The sequence below is a fragment of the Dactylosporangium vinaceum genome (assembly GCF_019904175.1).
GTDB lineage: Bacteria > Actinomycetota > Actinomycetes > Mycobacteriales > Micromonosporaceae > Dactylosporangium > Dactylosporangium vinaceum.
Genome location: NZ_CP061913.1, coordinates 9,500,041 through 9,515,793 on the forward strand (window position 1 = coordinate 9,500,041; position 15,753 = coordinate 9,515,793).

Here is a 15,753-nt window from a genome sequence, read left to right on the forward strand (position 1 = left end):
CTTAGCGCCCACCCACACCCGAGGCGGTGCTGCGCCGGAGTCCGGACCCCTGCTCAGACCGGCAGGGCGGCGTCCAGGAGCGGGGTCAGCAGGCGCACGTAGGTGGAGGTGACGTGGCTGCCGTCGCGATACACCAGAGTGTTGCCGACGACGGCCGGGCACACCTCTGCGGTGCAGAACCAGGTCGCCGGGTCGATCACCGCAGTGGCCGCGGCTGCGGTGATCGCGGCGCGGCGGGCCGGATACAGCGCCGTTTCGGCCGTCAGCGCGCAGCGGTCGACGGCTGTCGGGTGGGCGGCGACGCAGTCGGGGACGCTCACGCCGCGCGGGTCGGGCGTGTCCTGGAGGATCACCGTTCGTGCGGCCAGGCGGTCCGCGGTCGCCGCCAGCGCTGCGGCCCAGGCCGCGTCTGTGCCCGCCTCCGTGTACGTCCGGCTCGACAGCAGCACGAGCGTCGGGTGCAGGCCCTTGATCCGCGCGAGGGCGTCCTCCCGCCAGGCGGTGCACTCACGGTACGGGCGGCGCGTCCCCAGCTTCGTGGTGACCACGGCGGCGGGAGTGCAGCCGCTCTTCGTGAACACGGCCAGGCGCCAGTGCCGGCGCTTCGCGATGCTGTCGACGGCGGCGAACCACTGCTCGGTGTGGGAGTCGCCGAACAGGACGACAGTCGCCGTGGCGTCCGGGTCGCCGTGGCGGTCGCAGCCCTTGGCCACCGCGGTCCGGGTCGTGGTCTCGTCGAGGGAGGCCAGGCAGGCGCGGTCCTCGGGCGGGGTGTCGCGGGCCGCGGTGGTGACGGGCGGGGTGAGGTTGCGGGGCACGAGCCTGGTCCGGGCCGCGGTCTCGATGAGCGCCAGCAGCGCCGGCCCGGGGTCCGGCTGCGCGGTGACGGCCTGCGCGGTGTCCCGGGCGGTGCCCTCCCCCGGCACCCGCATCGGCAGCCCGAGCACGATCACCGCGGCGCCGACGGTGACAGCGGTGGTGGCCGCGCCCAGGACGAGCCCGCGCCGCCGCAGCCGCAGCGGCCGCTCGACCACGCGCAGCGACAGCCAGGCCGGGAGCGCCGCGGCGCCGGCGACAGCGATCCGGGTCCACGGGCCGGCCCCGAAGTGCGCGGCGAAGACCAGGGCGGGCCAGTGCCAGAGGTACCAGCCGTATGACAGCCGCCCCAACCAGCCGAGCACCCGCGTGCCCAGGAGCCGGTTGCGGCCGTCCCCGGCCACGACCAGGGCGGCCCCGAGCACGGGCAGCAGAGCGGCCCACCCCGGAAAGACCGTTCCGCCGGTGTACTGCCCCGCGCACCCGGCGATCAGCGCCAACCCGATCCAGGCGGCCCTGGCGGGCAGTCGGCGCCCGACGAGCGCGAGGAGGCCCCCGACGGCCAGCTCCCACGCCCGCGACTGCAGCCCGAAGTACGCCCACGGCGGCGTCGCGACCGCCTGCCACGCCGAGACCGCGAAGGAGCCGGCGGCCAGTGACCCGAGCAGCAGGACCGCCCGGCGCCGGGTCGCCGCGAGGATCAGCAGCAGCGGCCAGAGGAAGTAGAACTGCTCCTCGACGCCCAGGGACCAGAAGTGCTGGAGCGGCGACGGCTCGCGGGCCGCGTCGAGGTAGTCGGTGCCCTGGACGGCGAGGCGGATGTTGAGGGAGTACGCGGCGGTGGCGATCGCGTCCATACTCACCGCCCGCGCGGCCTGCGGGGCCAGCCAGGCCCAGGCGGCGACGACGGTGGCGACCGTGGCCGGCGCGGCCGCCGGGAGCAGCCGGGCCATCCGCCGCGCGTAGAAGGCGGCGAACCGGATGCGGCCGGTGGTGCGCAGCTCCCGGAAGAGGTGCCCGGTGATCAGGTAGCCGGAGATGACGAAGAAGACGTCGACGCCTACATAACCCCCGTCGAGGCCCGGCACCCCGGCATGGCCGAGGACGACGAGGAGGACGGCGACGGCGCGCAGCCCCTCGATGTCCGGCCGGAAGTCCCGCCGCCGATCACCGGCCGACCTTGCCCGCGCGGTCTCCACCGGCTTGGTTGGTGCGAGTGCTGACCGGCGGCCGGCTCGTTGGTTCGGTGTCGGGCGTGGGCGGCGAGGGGCTTGCTGCCCGGCCGCCGTGGTCAGGGCTTGGCGCTGCGGGGCGGCCGGGGTTGGCGACAGGGGCTGCGGGGTGGCCTTGGTGGGGTGGTGGTGGCGGCCGGGGGTGGTGGGCGGCGATTGGGTGGCGGCCGGGGGTCGGTGGTGAGCGGCTGCCGGGCGCACCCCGGTACCGTAGCCAATTCGGACCTTTATTGCGATTCCCGGAGTAATCCTCTCATCTTGGGAACCATTCGTCGATCCGGGCGGGCTCGGCGAGTACAAATGCCGCGGTTTTCTGCTGTCCCATGGTGAAGGGGCGGGTTCCCGGTCGCGCCAGGGCCGCGTCGCGGTCGGCCTTGCCGACGCGGACCAGCAGGTCGGAGCCGTAGACACCGGCGACGATCCGGCCCGCCCGCAGGAATACCAGGCCGCCGAACATGCGCTTGCTCGTCACGTCCGGGCCCAGGCGTTCCTGGAGGCGGGCGGCGAGAGCCTCGTCGTACATTTGGTGATTTTATGTCTTCGCAGCGGCTCGCCCGCTTCTTCACCGAGGCGTTCGCGCCCGCGGTGCTCGTGTCGGTGCTGCTCGTGCTGCTGGGGGTGCACGCCGAGCCGGGGCTGGGGCGCGGGCTGGCGCTCGGGCTTGTCGCGGCGCTGTTCGAGAGCGTGTTGCCGTTCCTCTACATCCTGCGCGGGGTGCGCAGCGGGCGGCTCTCCGATCACCACATCGGCGACCGGCGCCAGCGGCTGGTGCCGCTGCTTGTCGGCCTGGGGTCGGTGATCGCCGGGTTCGTCGTGCTGCTGCTCGCCCACGCGCACCGGGAACTGCTGGCCGCCGTGGTCGCGGGCGGGGTCGGACTGCTGGTCGCGGCCGTCATCAACCACTGGTGGAAGATGTCGATCCACACCGCCGTGGCGGCCGGCGCGGTCGTCATTCTGATCATGGTGTACAGCGGGATACTCCTCGTCACCGCACCACTCGTCGGGGCCATCGGGTGGTCGCGGGTGGCGCTGAAGGACCACACCGTGGCCCAGGTCGTGGTCGGCACCGTCGTCGGCGCGGTCGTGGCCGGTGGGGTGTTCGGCGGGTTGCGCTGAGTGGGTCGATAGCATCGGTGTGAAACCTGTCGCGTCGTTCTTGGGAGCAGCCCGTGTCCGCAGTGCGCTCGAATGCCGAAGCCCCGCCGCGCATCGTGGTCCCGGCGGGCACGACGGCGGCCGCCGCGGTCGCCGCGGCCGGGCTGCCGACAAGCGGCCCCAAGGCGATCGTGGTGGTCCGCGACGGCACCAAGCTGCGGGATCTCGACTTCGTCTTCGACGCCGACACCGAGGTCGAGGCGGTCGACATGTCGAGCCCGGACGGGCTCAACGTGCTGCGCCACTCCACGGCGCACGTGCTGGCGCAGGCCGTGCAGGACGTGTTCCCCGAGGCCAAGCTGGGTATCGGCCCGCCGATCGAGAACGGCTTCTACTACGACTTCATGGTCGGCAAGCCGTTCCAGCCCGACGACCTGGCCAAGCTCGAGAAGCGGATGCAGGAGATCATCAAGGCCGGCCAGAAGTTCCGTCGCCGCCGCTTCGAGTCCGTCGCGCAGGCCAAGGCCGAGCTGGCCGACGAGCCGTTCAAGCTGGAGCTCGTCGACGTCAAGTCCGACTCCGGCGCGTCCTTCGACTCGGCCGAGGCGATGGAGGTCGGCGGCGGCGAGCTGACCATCTACGACAACCTGGACCCGCAGTCGGACAAGGTCTGCTGGTCCGACCTGTGCCGGGGCCCGCACCTGCCGTCGACCCGGTTCATCCCGGCGTTCAAGCTGATGCGCAGCGCGGCCGCCTACTGGCGCGGCTCGGAGAAGAACCCGCAGCTCCAGCGCATCTACGGCACGGCGTGGCCGACGCGGGATGCGCTGAAGGAGTACCAGAAGCTGCTCGAGGAGGCGGCCCGGCGCGACCACCGCAAGCTCGGTGCCGACCTGGACCTGTTCAGCTTCCCGGACGAGCTCGGCTCCGGCCTGGCCGTGTTCCACCCCAAGGGCGGCATCATCCGGCGGGAGATGGAGCAGTACTCCCGGCAGCGCCACCACGAGTCCGGCTACGAGTTCGTCAACACGCCGCACATCAGCAAGGCGAACCTGTTCCAGACCTCGGGCCACCTGCCGCACTACGCCGACACCATGTTCCCGCCCATGGAGATGGAGGGCGCGGAGTACTACCTCAAGGCCATGAACTGCCCCATGCACAACCTGATCTTCCGGGCCCGCGGCCGCTCCTACCGTGAGCTGCCGCTGCGGCTGTTCGAGTTCGGGACCGTGTACCGCTACGAGAAGTCCGGCGTGGTCCACGGCCTGACCCGGGTCCGCGGCATGACGCAGGACGACTCGCACATCTACTGCACCAAGGAGCAGATGGCGGACGAGCTGAAGTCGCTGCTCCAGTTCGTCCTGGACCTCTTGCGCGACTACGGCCTTGACGAGTTCTACCTGGAGCTCTCCACCCGCGACGACTCCCCCAAGTTCATCGGCGACGACGCCGACTGGGAAGAGGCGACCGCCGCCCTGCAGACCGCGGCCGAGGCCTCCGGCCTGGAGCTCGTCCCCGACCCGGGCGGCGCGGCCTTCTACGGCCCGAAGATCTCCGTGCAGTGCAAGGACGCGATCGGCCGCACCTGGCAGATGTCGACGATCCAGGTGGACTTCAACCAGCCGAAGCGGTTCGGCCTGGAGTACCAGGCTTCGGACGGCTCCCGCCAGCAGCCCGTCATGATCCACCGGGCCCTCTTCGGCACGATCGAGCGCTTCTTCGGCGTCCTGGTCGAGCACTACGCCGGCGCCTTCCCGGCCTGGCTCGCCCCGGTCCAGGTGGTCGGCATCCCGATCCGCTCGGACCACGCCGACTACCTGTTCGACTTCGCCGACCTGCTGCGCAAGGAAGGCATCCGCGTCGAGGTCGACCACTCCGACGAGCGCATGCAGAAGAAGATCCGCAACGCCCAGCAGCAGAAGATCCCGTTCATGGCCATCGCCGGCGACGACGACGTCCCGAACGGCACTGTCAGCTTCAGGTACCGTGACGGCTCCCAGCGCAACGGCGTCCCACTGGCCGAGGCGGTGGCCCACGTCGTGGAAGTTGTCCGCTCCCGCACGAACATCGGCCCGTCGGCCCCCGCTGCCGCCGCCGATTCGTCGCCTGCCGCGGGGTCTCCTTCGTCTTCCGCCGCGGGGTCTCCTTCGTCGCCTGCTGCGGGGTCTCCTTCGTCGCCTGCTGCGGGGTCTCCGGAGTGACGAACCCTGGGGAGCCGGACGAACTGGAGCGCTTGTGGACGCCGCATCGGATGGCGTACATCAAGGGCGAGGATCGCACCGACGACCACGACGAGCCGACCGGGTGCCCGTTCTGCCAGGCACCCGGCCTACCACCGGACGAGAGCCTGGTGGTGGCCCGCGGCGAGGTCGTCTACACGATCCTGAACCTCTATCCGTACAACCCCGGCCACCTCATGGTCGTCCCCTACCGCCACGTAGCCGACTACACAGACCTGACGCTGCCCGAGACGGCCGAGGTAGCGTCGTTCACCCAGACAGCGATGCGCGCGATCCGCAGGGTGAGCGCGGCCCACGGCTTCAACCTGGGCATGAACCAGGGCTCCGTAGCCGGCGCCGGCATAGCCGCCCATCTGCACCAACACATCGTCCCCAGATGGGGCGGCGACACCAACTTCATGCCGGTGGTGGGCCGCACCAAGGTCCTTCCCCAGCTCCTGACCGACACCCGCAAGCTCCTGGCCGAAGTCTGGACCTCCGCCGAGGCCGCCTAGCCTCCTCTGCTCCTCCCCTCCGCCACGGTGATCTTGTTATCGATGGCGACGTCGTTCGCGGCCGATCCACCCGCACCCCCACCCCGTCGGCCGCTTTCGATGACGGTGCCGGCTGTCGGCGTTTGGCGGGTCCGGGCCGCTGGATCTGGGCGGCCCGGACCTGACGGGTGAGTCGGTCAGCGCTTCCAGAAGGCTTTGCGGGGCGGCTGGGAGGCGGTAGCGCCTGCCACTCGGTCCAGTTCTGTCAGGGCCAGCTCCCAGAGTTCGGTGAAGGGGCGGGTGGCGAGGGACTCCCGGGTCAGGGCGGCGGTCAGGGTACGGAGGTCGGGCAGGTTCAGGGCGGCCAGGCGAGAGGCCAGGTCTTCCAGCAGCTCGCGGCGCTCGTACTCGGGGCGGCCCTCCGCCTCGCGCAGGCGGGCTGCCTCCTGGGCGGCCAGGATCTTGGCATCGACTCCGCCGCCGGCGAAGTCGTCGGCCTCCCTGTCCATGTCGGGCATGGTGATCCGGCGCGCGTAGCCGCGGCCCCGGGGTGGTGCGAGCTTGCGCTGGGCCGGAGCGCCGCTGACCGGGGGCGGCGGGGGCGCCATCGGGCTCAGGTGGGGGGCGGACATCGGGGCCGGGGGCGGGGAGGCGAACGGGGCCGCACCGGCGGGGGCTCCCGGGGCCGGGGCTCCGGCGGCTGCGGTGGGCTGGGCGAGGTAACCGCCGGTCGGCATCGGGGCCGACAGCGGCTTCATCGTCGGGAGCGGTACTGGTCGCGGGGGCTCCCAGCCGGCCGGGCTCTCCACCGGCTGCGTCACCTGGCGCGGGTCGCCGCCCTCGGTGACGACGCGGCTGTCGACGGCCACGAACGCGGTGAAGCGGCACAGCACCCCGAACCGCAGCGAGAGCTGGGTGATCCGGTGCTCCAGCGGGACGCCGGCGATGTACTGGTCCTCCAGGTCGCGCAGCAGTGAGCGGGCCCAGACTGCCGTGAGGGCGGTGTTGTCGTGCCGTTCCGCGGGCACCGTGGCCGACCACGGGCGGCCGTCGCGGGTCGTGCCGCGGACCGTGAACGCGCCGGCGACCGGGCCACGGTAGCGGCCGGCGACCACGTATGGCACGCCCGGGAAGATGTCGGGCAGGCGGGCCGGGGTACGGGTGTCGGCGAGCAGGGTCAGGCCCTCCGCTTCGATCTGCACGCCGGTGACGACCGGGGCGCCGATCCGGCGGTGGATGCTGTCCATCGCCTCGTCCAGCCGGTCCTCGCTCTCGACCAGCTCGCACCGGCCCCCACCCGCGATGGCGAGACGTCCCAGGAAGCCGGCGTTGACGGCCTGGTCGATGCCGACCGTGTGGACGCGGGTGCCGTGCAGCGACGACGAGATCGTGTGGAGGATCTGGTCCTCGTTGCCGACCTGACCGTCGGTGACCAGGACGAGCACGCGGTCGCGGGTGCTGTCGGAGCCCAGCAGGCGCAGGCCCTCCACCAGCGGCTCGAGCAGCTCGGTGCCGCCCCGGGCGTCGACCCGCGCGAGGTGCTCGACGGCGCGGTAGCGGTTTCTGTCGGTGCCGCCGACGAGCCCCGATCCCAGCGACTGCGGCGTCTCGACGCGATCGTCGAAGGCCAGCACGGCGAACCGGTCCTGGGCGCCGAGCGTGTCGACGATCCGGGCCGCGGCGCGGCGGGCCGCCACCATCTTCCAGCCGCCCATGCTGCCCGAGCGGTCCAGCAGGAGCACCACGTCACGCGGGCGCGGCGGCGCGTCGGGCTCGGGTGGGAGCACCGTGAGCCGGTACGCGCCCTCCGCCTCCTCGCTGCCCTCCTCGCGCTCGCCTCGGGCGTCGATGCTGGGGTCCGTGCTGGTGCCGGTGCTGGCGTGGAGGTCTGCCTGGGTGTCGGGAACGAGGGCCAGGCTCTGCGCGCCTGGCCCGTAGGCGAGGCGCAGGATGAAGTCGCGGTTGGCGCGATCGCCTGGCAGTACCGACAAGTGGGTCTCTGCTGTTGTGCCTTCGGCCTGGGCCACGGCGTGCAGGCTGGAGCGGACGTCGCCGAGGGGCAGGCCCGCCGGGTCGATGTCGACGTCGATCGACAGGCGCAGGGGGTTGGGGAAGCCGGGGAGCAGGACCGGCGGGGTGATGCGGGAGGCGTCGGGGACCGCGTCGGTGTCCAGGGCGTGGCCGTCGCCGACACTGTCACCGTCGAGCGGGGCGCCCGGGATGTATCGGGGGGCGACGACGAGCGGAAAGCGGTACGTCGCCTCGCCGTCCTCGAACGCGAGCGGGCCGACGATGGAGAGCTTCACGCTGACCCGCTCGCCGGGCAGGATGTTGCCGACGCGCATGGTGAACACGTCGGGCCGCTCCTCCTCGGCGATCGACGCGCGCCGGCCGGCGGCGATGGCGTTGTCGTAGGCCTCGCGGGCGGCGCCGCGCTCCTGCAGGTCGGCCTGGACGGTCCGGCCGTCGGCGGTCATGGCCATGCTCGTCACGGCCGTGCGGTCGGGGAGCGGGAAGATGTACGTCGCCTCGAGTGGCTCGCGGTGGACGTTGACGAACTCCTGCGTGAGATCGGTGCGGGCGACCAGGCCGGTGATCGCGGCCCGTACTTCGAGCCGGTCGAGCGGGAGGTTGCCGCGCTCGGTGCGCAGTGCACCCAGGCCGGCCTCGTCCGCGGGCGCGGCGGCCGTGCGCGCCTCGTCGTCGGTCATCGTGGCGAGTCTCATGTGGCGTTCCCTCTCCTCGTCGTCGTCTCGTCCGGTGTGACAAGTCCCCGGGTCGCGAGCAGGTCCATGAGCTCGCGGGCCGCGTCCCGGATGGCCTCGAGGTCGTGCTCGTCGGGTGCGCGGTGCAGCAGCAGTACCGCTCCCCCGCCCAATGGCACCCCGCTGAGCAGCCCCGATGCCGTTGGCGCCGATGTTGGCGGGGGCGCCGGGCTGGGCTCCTCGGCCGACTTTGGTCTGTGATGCTCCGGCTTGTCGGGCACGTATTCGACAGGCATCTGCGTCCAGAAGCGCCGCGGGGTGCCCTTGCGTGGAAGCTCCCCCAGCTCGGCGATGCGCTGGAGCACATCGTCCGGCGCTTCGGCCAGCTCGGCCTGTATCTCGGCGATCTTGTACCCCTGCGACTGGCGTCGTTTGACGGCCACCAGTTGGCTGAGGTGTCTAGGCCCGTACCACGCCGTCCGCCCGCGCATGACGGGCCGGTCGACGAGGCCGATCGTCGTGTACCACCGCACGGCGCGGGCGTCGGGGACGTCCCGCACCCTTCCGTTCGGCGCGCCCGCATAGGTGGCGCCGCCGAGCACTTCGGCTACGCGGCCGATGAGTTCGTCGAGCGTCCATTCCGAAGCGGTCATGGGTCCAATGGTGACACTGTCACGTTGACAGTGTCAAGGTCCCGAGTCTAGGCTTCCGGCATGACGAAGTTCTCCGATCGTCCGAACACTGCTTTGCTCGTGATCGACGTGCAGAACGGCAGCACCAGCGGTGCGTACAACCGTGACGGTGTCATCGCCAACATCAACGTGCTGGTGGACAAAGCCCGGGCCGAGGGCGTGCCCGTGGTCTGGGTTCAGCACGCCGACAAGCACATGCCGCGGGACAGCGAACAGTGGCAATACGTGCCGGAGCTGGTGCGGCGCGAGTCGGAGCCCCTGGTGCACAAGGGGTATTCGGACTCGTTCGAGGACACGGAGCTGGAGCGGCGGCTGGCCGAGCTCGGCGTCGGGCGGCTGGTGGTGACCGGGGCGCAGACGGACATGTGCATTCGGGCGACGCTGCACGGGGCGCTGGTGCGGGGGTACGACGCGGTGCTGGTCGGGGATGCGCACACGACGGAGGACCTCACCGCTTATGGGGCACCCTCGCCGGAGCTGGTGATTGCCCATACGAATCTGTATTGGGCCGAGGAGCGGGCTCCGGGGCGGCGGGGCGGGACGGTCGAGACCAAGGAGGTGAGCTTCGGCCGGTGAGCTTGGGCTGTGGTTTGAGCGACATTGGTGAGCGGCTGAGAGCGCGATCGAGTGCTCGGCGCTGTTCGCAGGTCGCCGCGCGCACGGGGATCGATGCGGCGGGGCAAGGCGCACAGGCCTGGCTCGGCGACCCAGGCGGGGTGCGGCGGGATGTGAGAGGGCGGGCCGCGGTGAGGTCTACATCGTGCTGTCGGGGAGGCGGGGTAGGCGGACTTCGGCGCGTACGCCGGGGCGGGCGTCGGTCAGGCGGACAGTGCCCCCGTGGCGGCGGGTGAGTTCGCGGACGATGGCCAAGCCCAGGCCGCTGCCCCCCGCGTCGCGGGCGCGGCCGTCGTCCAGGCGGGCGAAGCGGTCGAAGACGCGTTCGCGCAAGGGGGCGGGGATGCCCTCGCCGTTGTCGGTGACGGTGATGAGGACCTCGTTGGCGCCCTCGGGTTCGACGGTCAGCGTGACGTCGGTGCGGGCATGGCGGACGGCGTTGTCGACCAGGTTCAGGACGATGCGGTGCAGGGCGTCCGGGTCGCCCTCCGTCCACAGGGACTCGCCCGGGGCCAGGGTGACAGTGTCGTAGCGCTTCGCGAACGGGGCCAGCAGGGTGCGCAGCTCGACCGGTTCGACGGCGGTCCGGCGGTGGTCGGAGGCGTCGGCCCGGGCCAGCAGGAGCAGGTCCTCGACCAGGCGGGACAGGCGGTCCAGGTCGGCTATGACGTCGTCGGAGACGGCGGCCCAGTCGCCGAGCTTCTGGGCCACCTCGATCTGGATCCGGATCGAGGCGAGTGGGCTGCGCAGCTCGTGGGCGGCGTCGGCGATGAAGCTGCGCTGGCGGGCCCGGGAGACGGCCAGGCGGTCGAGCATGTGGTTGAGCGTGATGGCCAGGCGCTGGATCTCGTCGCTGGAGGGCGGGACCGGGAGCCGCTCGTCGGTGGCGGCGCCCGTGATGCGCTCGGCGCCCAGGCGGAGGCGGTCGACCGGGGCCAGGGCGGCGCCGACGACGCGCCAGGCGATGGCGACCAGCACGACGATCAGCGTGGGGTACGTCAACCAGAGCGCGTTCTTCAGAAGGTCCAGGCTGCGGTGGTAGTCGGCCAGGGGCACGGCGACGAGGATGATCCGGCCGTCGGGGACCTGGTGGGCGGTCACCCGCAGCGTGTCCGGCTGGACGGCGCGGTCGCCCGGCACCTCCACACGGTCGCCGCGGAGTGCGTTGTCGATCTCGGAGCCACGCAGCAGCGGTACGAACAGATCGGCATTTCGATCACCGGCCACGACCGTGTGCTTCTCGGGCTCGATGATCTGCACGACCTGGTTCGCCGGGGCGGGCAGGGTCTCCGGGAGGCGGCCGCCCTCATCGAGCAGGCTGGCGATCTCGGCGGTGGTGGCGTCGGCGGAGCGGTCGAGGGAGCCGCGGAAGCTGTACGTCATCGCGAACGCCATCGCCGCGCCGGCAATGCTCAGGCCCACCACGAGGCCGGTGGTCCCGAGCAGGACCAGGCGGCCACGCAGCGACAGGGACGCCCACCACCTCATGCCGAAACCTCGCTTCGCCCCGGACCTGTCACGTCCGCAGCCTGTAGCCGGCGCCGCGGACCGTTTCCAGGAGGTCCCGGCCCAGCTTGCGGCGCAGGTAGCCGACGTAGACCTCGACCGCGTTCGGCGCCGTGTCGATGCTCGCGTCCCAGACGTGATCCAGGAGCTCCGTCTTGGAGACGACCTGGCCGGGGCGGCGCATGAGGTACTCCAGCAGGGCGTATTCGCGGGCGGTGAGCACGATCTCCTCGCCCGCGCTCATCACCCGGCGGCGAGCCGGGTCGAGGCTGAGCTCGCCGACCGTGAGCACGCTCGGGCGCTCGGGCGCGCCGCGGCGCAGGAGGGCGCGCAGGCGGGCGACCAGGACGACGTAGGAGAACGGCTTGGTCAGGTAGTCGTCGGCGCCGCAGTCGAGGCCGTCGGCCTGGTCGTACTCACCGTCCTTGGCCGACAGCATCAGCACCGGCACCCAGTTCTTCTCGGCGCGGAGGGTCTGGACCACGCGGTACCCCGACAAACCGGGCAGCATGATGTCCAGGATCACCGCGTCGTAGCCCCCGTGCCGGGCCATTTCCAGGCCGTTCGGGCCGTCACCGGCCACGTCAACGGCGAAGCCTTCCGCCTGCAGGCCCCGCTGTAGAGCGTTGGCCATGCGCATCTCGTCCTCTACCACCAGCAGCCGCACGCGTTACAGCGTGGCATGCTCGGCTGTGGCGCGGCACAGACGGTCTCAGCGATGTCACAGCCGGGTCGAAGCACCATGTATGCAGGAGGTGCAACCAAATGCCTAACTTCACGTCACGACCCGTCCTTCGGTGGGCGGTGCCCGCGGTCGCTGCGGTCGCTGTGGTCGGTGCGGGCGTGGCAGCGAAGACCCTCGCGGTCGCCGCCGAGCCCGACCTGCCCCCGCGCACCGCAGCGCAGCTGCTGGTCGACCTGCAGACAGCCCAGCTGGACGGGTTGTCCGGGACGGTCGTCGAGCGGGCCGACCTCGGTCTTCCGGCGATCCCGCTGCTGACCGGCGACCAGAGCGCCAAGCTCATGTCGCTGGCGTCCGGCAAGCACACCCTGCGTGTGTGGTACTCGGGGCCCGACCGGGCCCGGGTGTCACTGCTGGGCACGCAGGGACAGAGCGACATCATTCACAACGGCAACGACACCTGGATCTGGGACTCCCAGGCCAAGGAGGCGCAGCACTTCGCCGGCAAGCCGGGGGCGGCCGCCGACAAGGGCGCCGTGCCGTCGCCGACCGACATGCCGACCTCGCCGCAGGAAGCCGCTGACCTGGCCCTCAAGGCGCTGGACCCGACCACGCAGATCTCCACGGGCACGTCCGCGAAGATCGCCGGTCGCAACGCCTACGAGCTCGTGCTCCGCCCGAAGGACACCGCGTCGCTCGTCGGCGAGGTTCGCCTGGCGATCGACGCTCAGGAGAAGCTGCCACTGCGGGTGCAGGTCCTGCCGCGCGGCTCGGCCAACCCGGCGTTCGAGGTGGCGTTCACCTCGGTGAACTTCGCCCGGCCGGACGACGCCGAGTTCAAGTTCAACCCGCCGGCCGACACCAAGGTGACCGAGGGCAACCCGGCCGCCAAGGACGCCGAGAAGCAGGGCGGCGAGTGGCAGAAGCAGCACGGCAGCGATGCTGACAAGCCCAAGAGCACGGTTATCGGTACCGGCTGGACCTCGGTCCTGGTGCTGCGCTCTTCGGACGGGGCTGCGGGGGCGGCCACGTCGGACGAGCAGAAGAAGGCGCAGGACGCGATCAGCCAGCTGCCGACCGGCAACGGTGGCCGCACGTTCAACACCAAGCTGCTCAACGTGCTGTTCACCGACGACGGCCGGGTGCTCATCGGCTCGGTGAACCCGGAGCGGCTGGCTCAGGTCGCCGCCGACCCGGCCGCCGCGCTCAAGTAACTGCCGGCAACAACACCGCTCAACGGTGGGAAGGGACCGCGGGCTCGCCGCGGTCCCTTTCGCGTCCCCGGGCGAAGGTCGCGAGGGAGTACATGTCGCGGGCCTGGCTCAGCAGCGCTTCCTCGCGGGCGGTGTCCTGGCGGACGGTGAACCCGACGGTGGAGTACGCCAGGCCGGCCAGCAGCACGCAGGCCAGCACGCAGACCGGGGCGAGCATCGCGAAGAGGGTGACGCCGGGGACGGCGGCGGTGGTCGGCGCGGGCGTCACCCGCAGGGCGGCCATCACGATGTAGTGGGTGCTGCCGACCGCGAACGACATGATCACCGTGGCGCAGACCATCGACGGGAGACCACGGACCACGCTCACGCACCACAGCGTCACGATGGCGCTGACGATCGCCGCGCCGAGCCCGATCAGCAGGGTGCGCGGGTCGAACGCGACGACGCCGGCGACCCGCATCGAGAGGGGCCCGGTGGCGTACACGGCCGTGAGCCCGATCCCGGTGAGGACCCCGGCCGGCAGGATCTTGCCGACGCTCGGCGGCCCGAAGCCGACGAGGTACAGGCCGAGGCAGTAGACGACGACGGCGATCCCGAACCCGAGGGCCGTGGTCAGGATGTCGTACCGCACGACGGTTTCCGGCACATCGACGCCCAGCATCGCCATGAAGTGCGGCACCCAGGTCCCCGAGCCGCCGATCGCCAGCGCCGCCAGGGTCAGCCAGCGGGTCCGGCGGGCGCCGGTGAAGGCCCGGGAGCGGCTGGTCAGGAACGTGCCGAGCAGGCCGCCCAGCATGGACATGGCCAGCGCCAGCGCGGGCGTGATCCAGCCGTAGGCGAATTGGTCAACCGAGGTCACCCGGAGATTGAGCCAGCCCGATCGCTGAGCCGGGCGGACACGTTGTCCGGGGTTTGCCCGTTCGGGGCACGGGTAGCCCGTTCCCATGACGGAACCCGATCACTCGCTCATCGGCTCCGGCGCCGCCGGCCGGGCCACCGAGGGCGAGACCGACGCGGCCCTGAACGCCGAGCGCGAGTCCGAATGGGCACCGCCGGACACGCCGCCCCGGGACGCGACAACCCCGCCGGACATGGACGAGGTCCCGGAGATGCCCGACCCCGACGGGTCGCACCACCAGATCTAGGCTCAGCCGTACAGGTGCCGGGTGGCCTCCAGCTGCTCGCGGCTCGGCCCGTTGTCCAGCGCGGTCCGCGGCGCGTCGGTATCCTCGACCTCCACCATGTCCTCGGGCCGCACGCGCTCCGGCAGCTCACCGAACCGCGCATGGCGCAGGAACGCGAGCTCGTCGTCGTTGAACTCCATAACTCGATGGTGCGCGTGCAGGTCAAGGACCCGCAAGAATGGCGGCCATGACCAAGTCGCCCGCGGTCTGCCGAGCCCAGGTCCTCGCGTACCGCACGGTCGCCAACGATCTCCACGAGCGCCACGACGGTGACCCGACCGGCCTGGCCGTCCTCGCCCTCGGTGTGCCGAACGTGCCCGCCGGCTCGGCCCGCCAGGCGCTCGCGGCCCGCTGCACCGACCCGCGCGGCGGCGACCTGACCCTGGCCTGGAGCACCCGCGGCGCCCCGCACCTGCACCGCCCGGCCGACCTGCCGGACCTCGCCGGCGCGCTGTGGCCGCTCTCGGACGCCGACGCCGCGGCCCGGTACGCGACAGGTCAGCTGCCCAAGGCCGCGGCCGAACTGGGCCTGGCGGCGTTCAGCGCGACGGCCGCGGCGCTGCGCGAGGTGGTGCGCAGACCGACGGCCAAGGGCGAGGTGAGCCGGGCGGTCTCCGATCTGGTGCCCCCGGAGCTGACCTACGACTGCAAGCCATGCGGCGCCCGGCACATCTCGGGCGGGCTGTTGCAGCTCGCGGGCCTCGGCGGCGGGGTCCGGCTCGAGGAGGACGCGGCCAAGACCGTGCTCGCACCTATCGCGCCGCGGCCGAAGCAGCCCGCAAAGGCGTCCGGGACTGCCGAATTCATCAAGGTGTACCTCCGCCTGCTCGGACCCGCGACGCCGGGCGACGTGGCCAAGTACCTCGGCACGACAGTGAGCGCCGTCAAGCCCGTCTGGCCCGAGGACCTCGCCGCGGTCAGCGTGGACGGGAAGACCGCCTGGCTGCCGGCGGAGGACCTGGACGGCCTGCTCGCCGCTGCGCCGGTCGAGGGCGTGCGCCTGCTGCCGCCCTCGGACCCGTTCCTGCAGGCTCGCGACCGGTCCGTGCTGGTGCCGGACAAGGCGCAGGCGAAGGAGGTCTGGCGGATGCTCGGCAATCCCGGGGTACTGCTTGTCGACGGGGACATCGCGGGGACGTGGCGGGCTCGGGCCGTACACCAGCGGCTTGAAGTGTCGGTGACGCCTTGGACGTCGGTGTCCGCGGCCTCGGTGCAGCGCGAAGCGGAAACGGTGGCCGCCGTGCGCGGGCTCGGGTCGGTCGAGGTGCGGCTGTAACGTCGTTCGGCGGGAGTGACGGT

15 protein-coding genes are annotated in these 15,753 nt (G+C 71.9%); 7 read left to right on the top strand and 8 right to left on the bottom strand.

Features of this window, described 5'->3' with window-relative positions:
• Positions 1–53: 53 nt before the first annotated feature.
• The gene (locus tag Dvina_RS42460) at positions 54–2,015 is read right to left on the bottom strand and encodes an acyltransferase family protein (protein WP_223096150.1); all 1,962 of its coding nucleotides are present in this window, start codon (positions 2,013–2,015) and stop codon (positions 54–56) included.
• Positions 2,016–2,301: 286 nt separating this feature from the next.
• Positions 2,302–2,571 carry a TfoX/Sxy family protein gene (locus Dvina_RS42465; RefSeq protein WP_223096152.1) on the bottom strand — a complete coding sequence of 90 codons (270 nt, stop codon included), beginning with the start codon at positions 2,569–2,571 and terminating at the stop codon, positions 2,302–2,304.
• 11 nt (positions 2,572–2,582) lie between these two features.
• On the opposite strand from Dvina_RS42465, the gene Dvina_RS42470 reads away from it, so the two are divergent.
• From Dvina_RS42470 to Dvina_RS42480, 3 genes are read left to right on the top strand one after another with little or no spacing between them, the layout of a single operon-like run.
• Entirely contained in the window at positions 2,583–3,164 is a 582-nt protein-coding gene (locus Dvina_RS42470; protein ID WP_223096154.1) for a phosphoesterase PA-phosphatase, read from the top strand.
• Between the two features lie 53 nt (positions 3,165–3,217).
• Positions 3,218–5,344 carry a threonine--tRNA ligase gene (gene thrS, locus Dvina_RS42475; protein WP_223096162.1) on the top strand — a complete coding sequence of 709 codons (2,127 nt, stop codon included), beginning with the start codon at positions 3,218–3,220 and terminating at the stop codon, positions 5,342–5,344.
• Positions 5,345–5,394: 50 nt separating this feature from the next.
• Positions 5,395–5,877, top strand: coding sequence for an HIT family protein (locus Dvina_RS42480; protein WP_223106025.1), 483 nt, complete (start codon positions 5,395–5,397; stop codon positions 5,875–5,877).
• A 176-nt stretch (positions 5,878–6,053) separates the two neighbouring features.
• Here the strand turns inward: Dvina_RS42480 and Dvina_RS42485 are convergent, their stop codons facing one another.
• Positions 6,054–8,582 carry a VIT domain-containing protein gene (locus tag Dvina_RS42485; RefSeq protein ID WP_223096164.1) on the bottom strand — a complete coding sequence of 843 codons (2,529 nt, stop codon included), beginning with the start codon at positions 8,580–8,582 and terminating at the stop codon, positions 6,054–6,056.
• A complete protein-coding gene (locus tag Dvina_RS42490; RefSeq protein WP_223096166.1) occupies positions 8,579–9,214 on the bottom strand; it encodes a MerR family transcriptional regulator in 636 nt (211 codons plus the stop codon). Before Dvina_RS42490 ends, Dvina_RS42485 begins: the two co-directional genes overlap by 4 nt.
• A gap of 60 nt (positions 9,215–9,274) precedes the next feature.
• Here Dvina_RS42490 and Dvina_RS42495 point away from each other — a divergent pair, with 60 nt between their 5' ends.
• The gene (locus tag Dvina_RS42495; RefSeq protein ID WP_223096168.1) at positions 9,275–9,829 is read left to right on the top strand and encodes a cysteine hydrolase family protein; all 555 of its coding nucleotides are present in this window, start codon (positions 9,275–9,277) and stop codon (positions 9,827–9,829) included.
• A 177-nt stretch (positions 9,830–10,006) separates the two neighbouring features.
• Here Dvina_RS42495 and Dvina_RS42500 read toward each other — a convergent pair whose 3' ends face one another.
• Together Dvina_RS42500 and Dvina_RS42505 are read right to left on the bottom strand one after the other, a co-directional pair.
• The gene (locus tag Dvina_RS42500) at positions 10,007–11,356 is read right to left on the bottom strand and encodes a sensor histidine kinase (RefSeq protein ID WP_223096170.1); all 1,350 of its coding nucleotides are present in this window, start codon (positions 11,354–11,356) and stop codon (positions 10,007–10,009) included.
• A gap of 28 nt (positions 11,357–11,384) precedes the next feature.
• Positions 11,385–12,041, bottom strand: coding sequence for a response regulator transcription factor (locus Dvina_RS42505; protein ID WP_223096172.1), 657 nt, complete (start codon positions 12,039–12,041; stop codon positions 11,385–11,387).
• Between the two features lie 98 nt (positions 12,042–12,139).
• Here Dvina_RS42505 and Dvina_RS42510 point away from each other — a divergent pair, with 98 nt between their 5' ends.
• Positions 12,140–13,270 carry a LolA family protein gene (locus Dvina_RS42510; protein WP_223096174.1) on the top strand — a complete coding sequence of 377 codons (1,131 nt, stop codon included), beginning with the start codon at positions 12,140–12,142 and terminating at the stop codon, positions 13,268–13,270.
• Between the two features lie 19 nt (positions 13,271–13,289).
• Here the strand turns inward: Dvina_RS42510 and Dvina_RS42515 are convergent, their stop codons facing one another.
• On the bottom strand, positions 13,290–14,129 hold the full coding sequence (locus tag Dvina_RS42515; RefSeq protein WP_223096185.1) for an MHYT domain-containing protein: 840 nt from the start codon (positions 14,127–14,129) through the stop codon (positions 13,290–13,292).
• 85 nt (positions 14,130–14,214) lie between these two features.
• Between Dvina_RS42515 and Dvina_RS42520 the strand changes: the two genes are divergently transcribed.
• Positions 14,215–14,415 (top strand): hypothetical protein, encoded by a 201-nt coding sequence (locus Dvina_RS42520; protein ID WP_223096187.1) that lies wholly within the window; start codon positions 14,215–14,217, stop codon positions 14,413–14,415.
• Between the two features lie 2 nt (positions 14,416–14,417).
• Here Dvina_RS42520 and Dvina_RS42525 read toward each other — a convergent pair whose 3' ends face one another.
• Positions 14,418–14,594 (bottom strand): hypothetical protein, encoded by a 177-nt coding sequence (locus tag Dvina_RS42525; RefSeq protein WP_223106257.1) that lies wholly within the window; start codon positions 14,592–14,594, stop codon positions 14,418–14,420.
• A gap of 47 nt (positions 14,595–14,641) precedes the next feature.
• Between Dvina_RS42525 and Dvina_RS42530 the strand changes: the two genes are divergently transcribed.
• Complete coding sequence (locus Dvina_RS42530) at positions 14,642–15,730, top strand: DNA glycosylase AlkZ-like family protein (RefSeq protein ID WP_223096189.1); 1,089 nt, start codon at positions 14,642–14,644, stop codon at positions 15,728–15,730.
• The last annotated feature ends 23 nt before the right edge of the window (positions 15,731–15,753 follow it).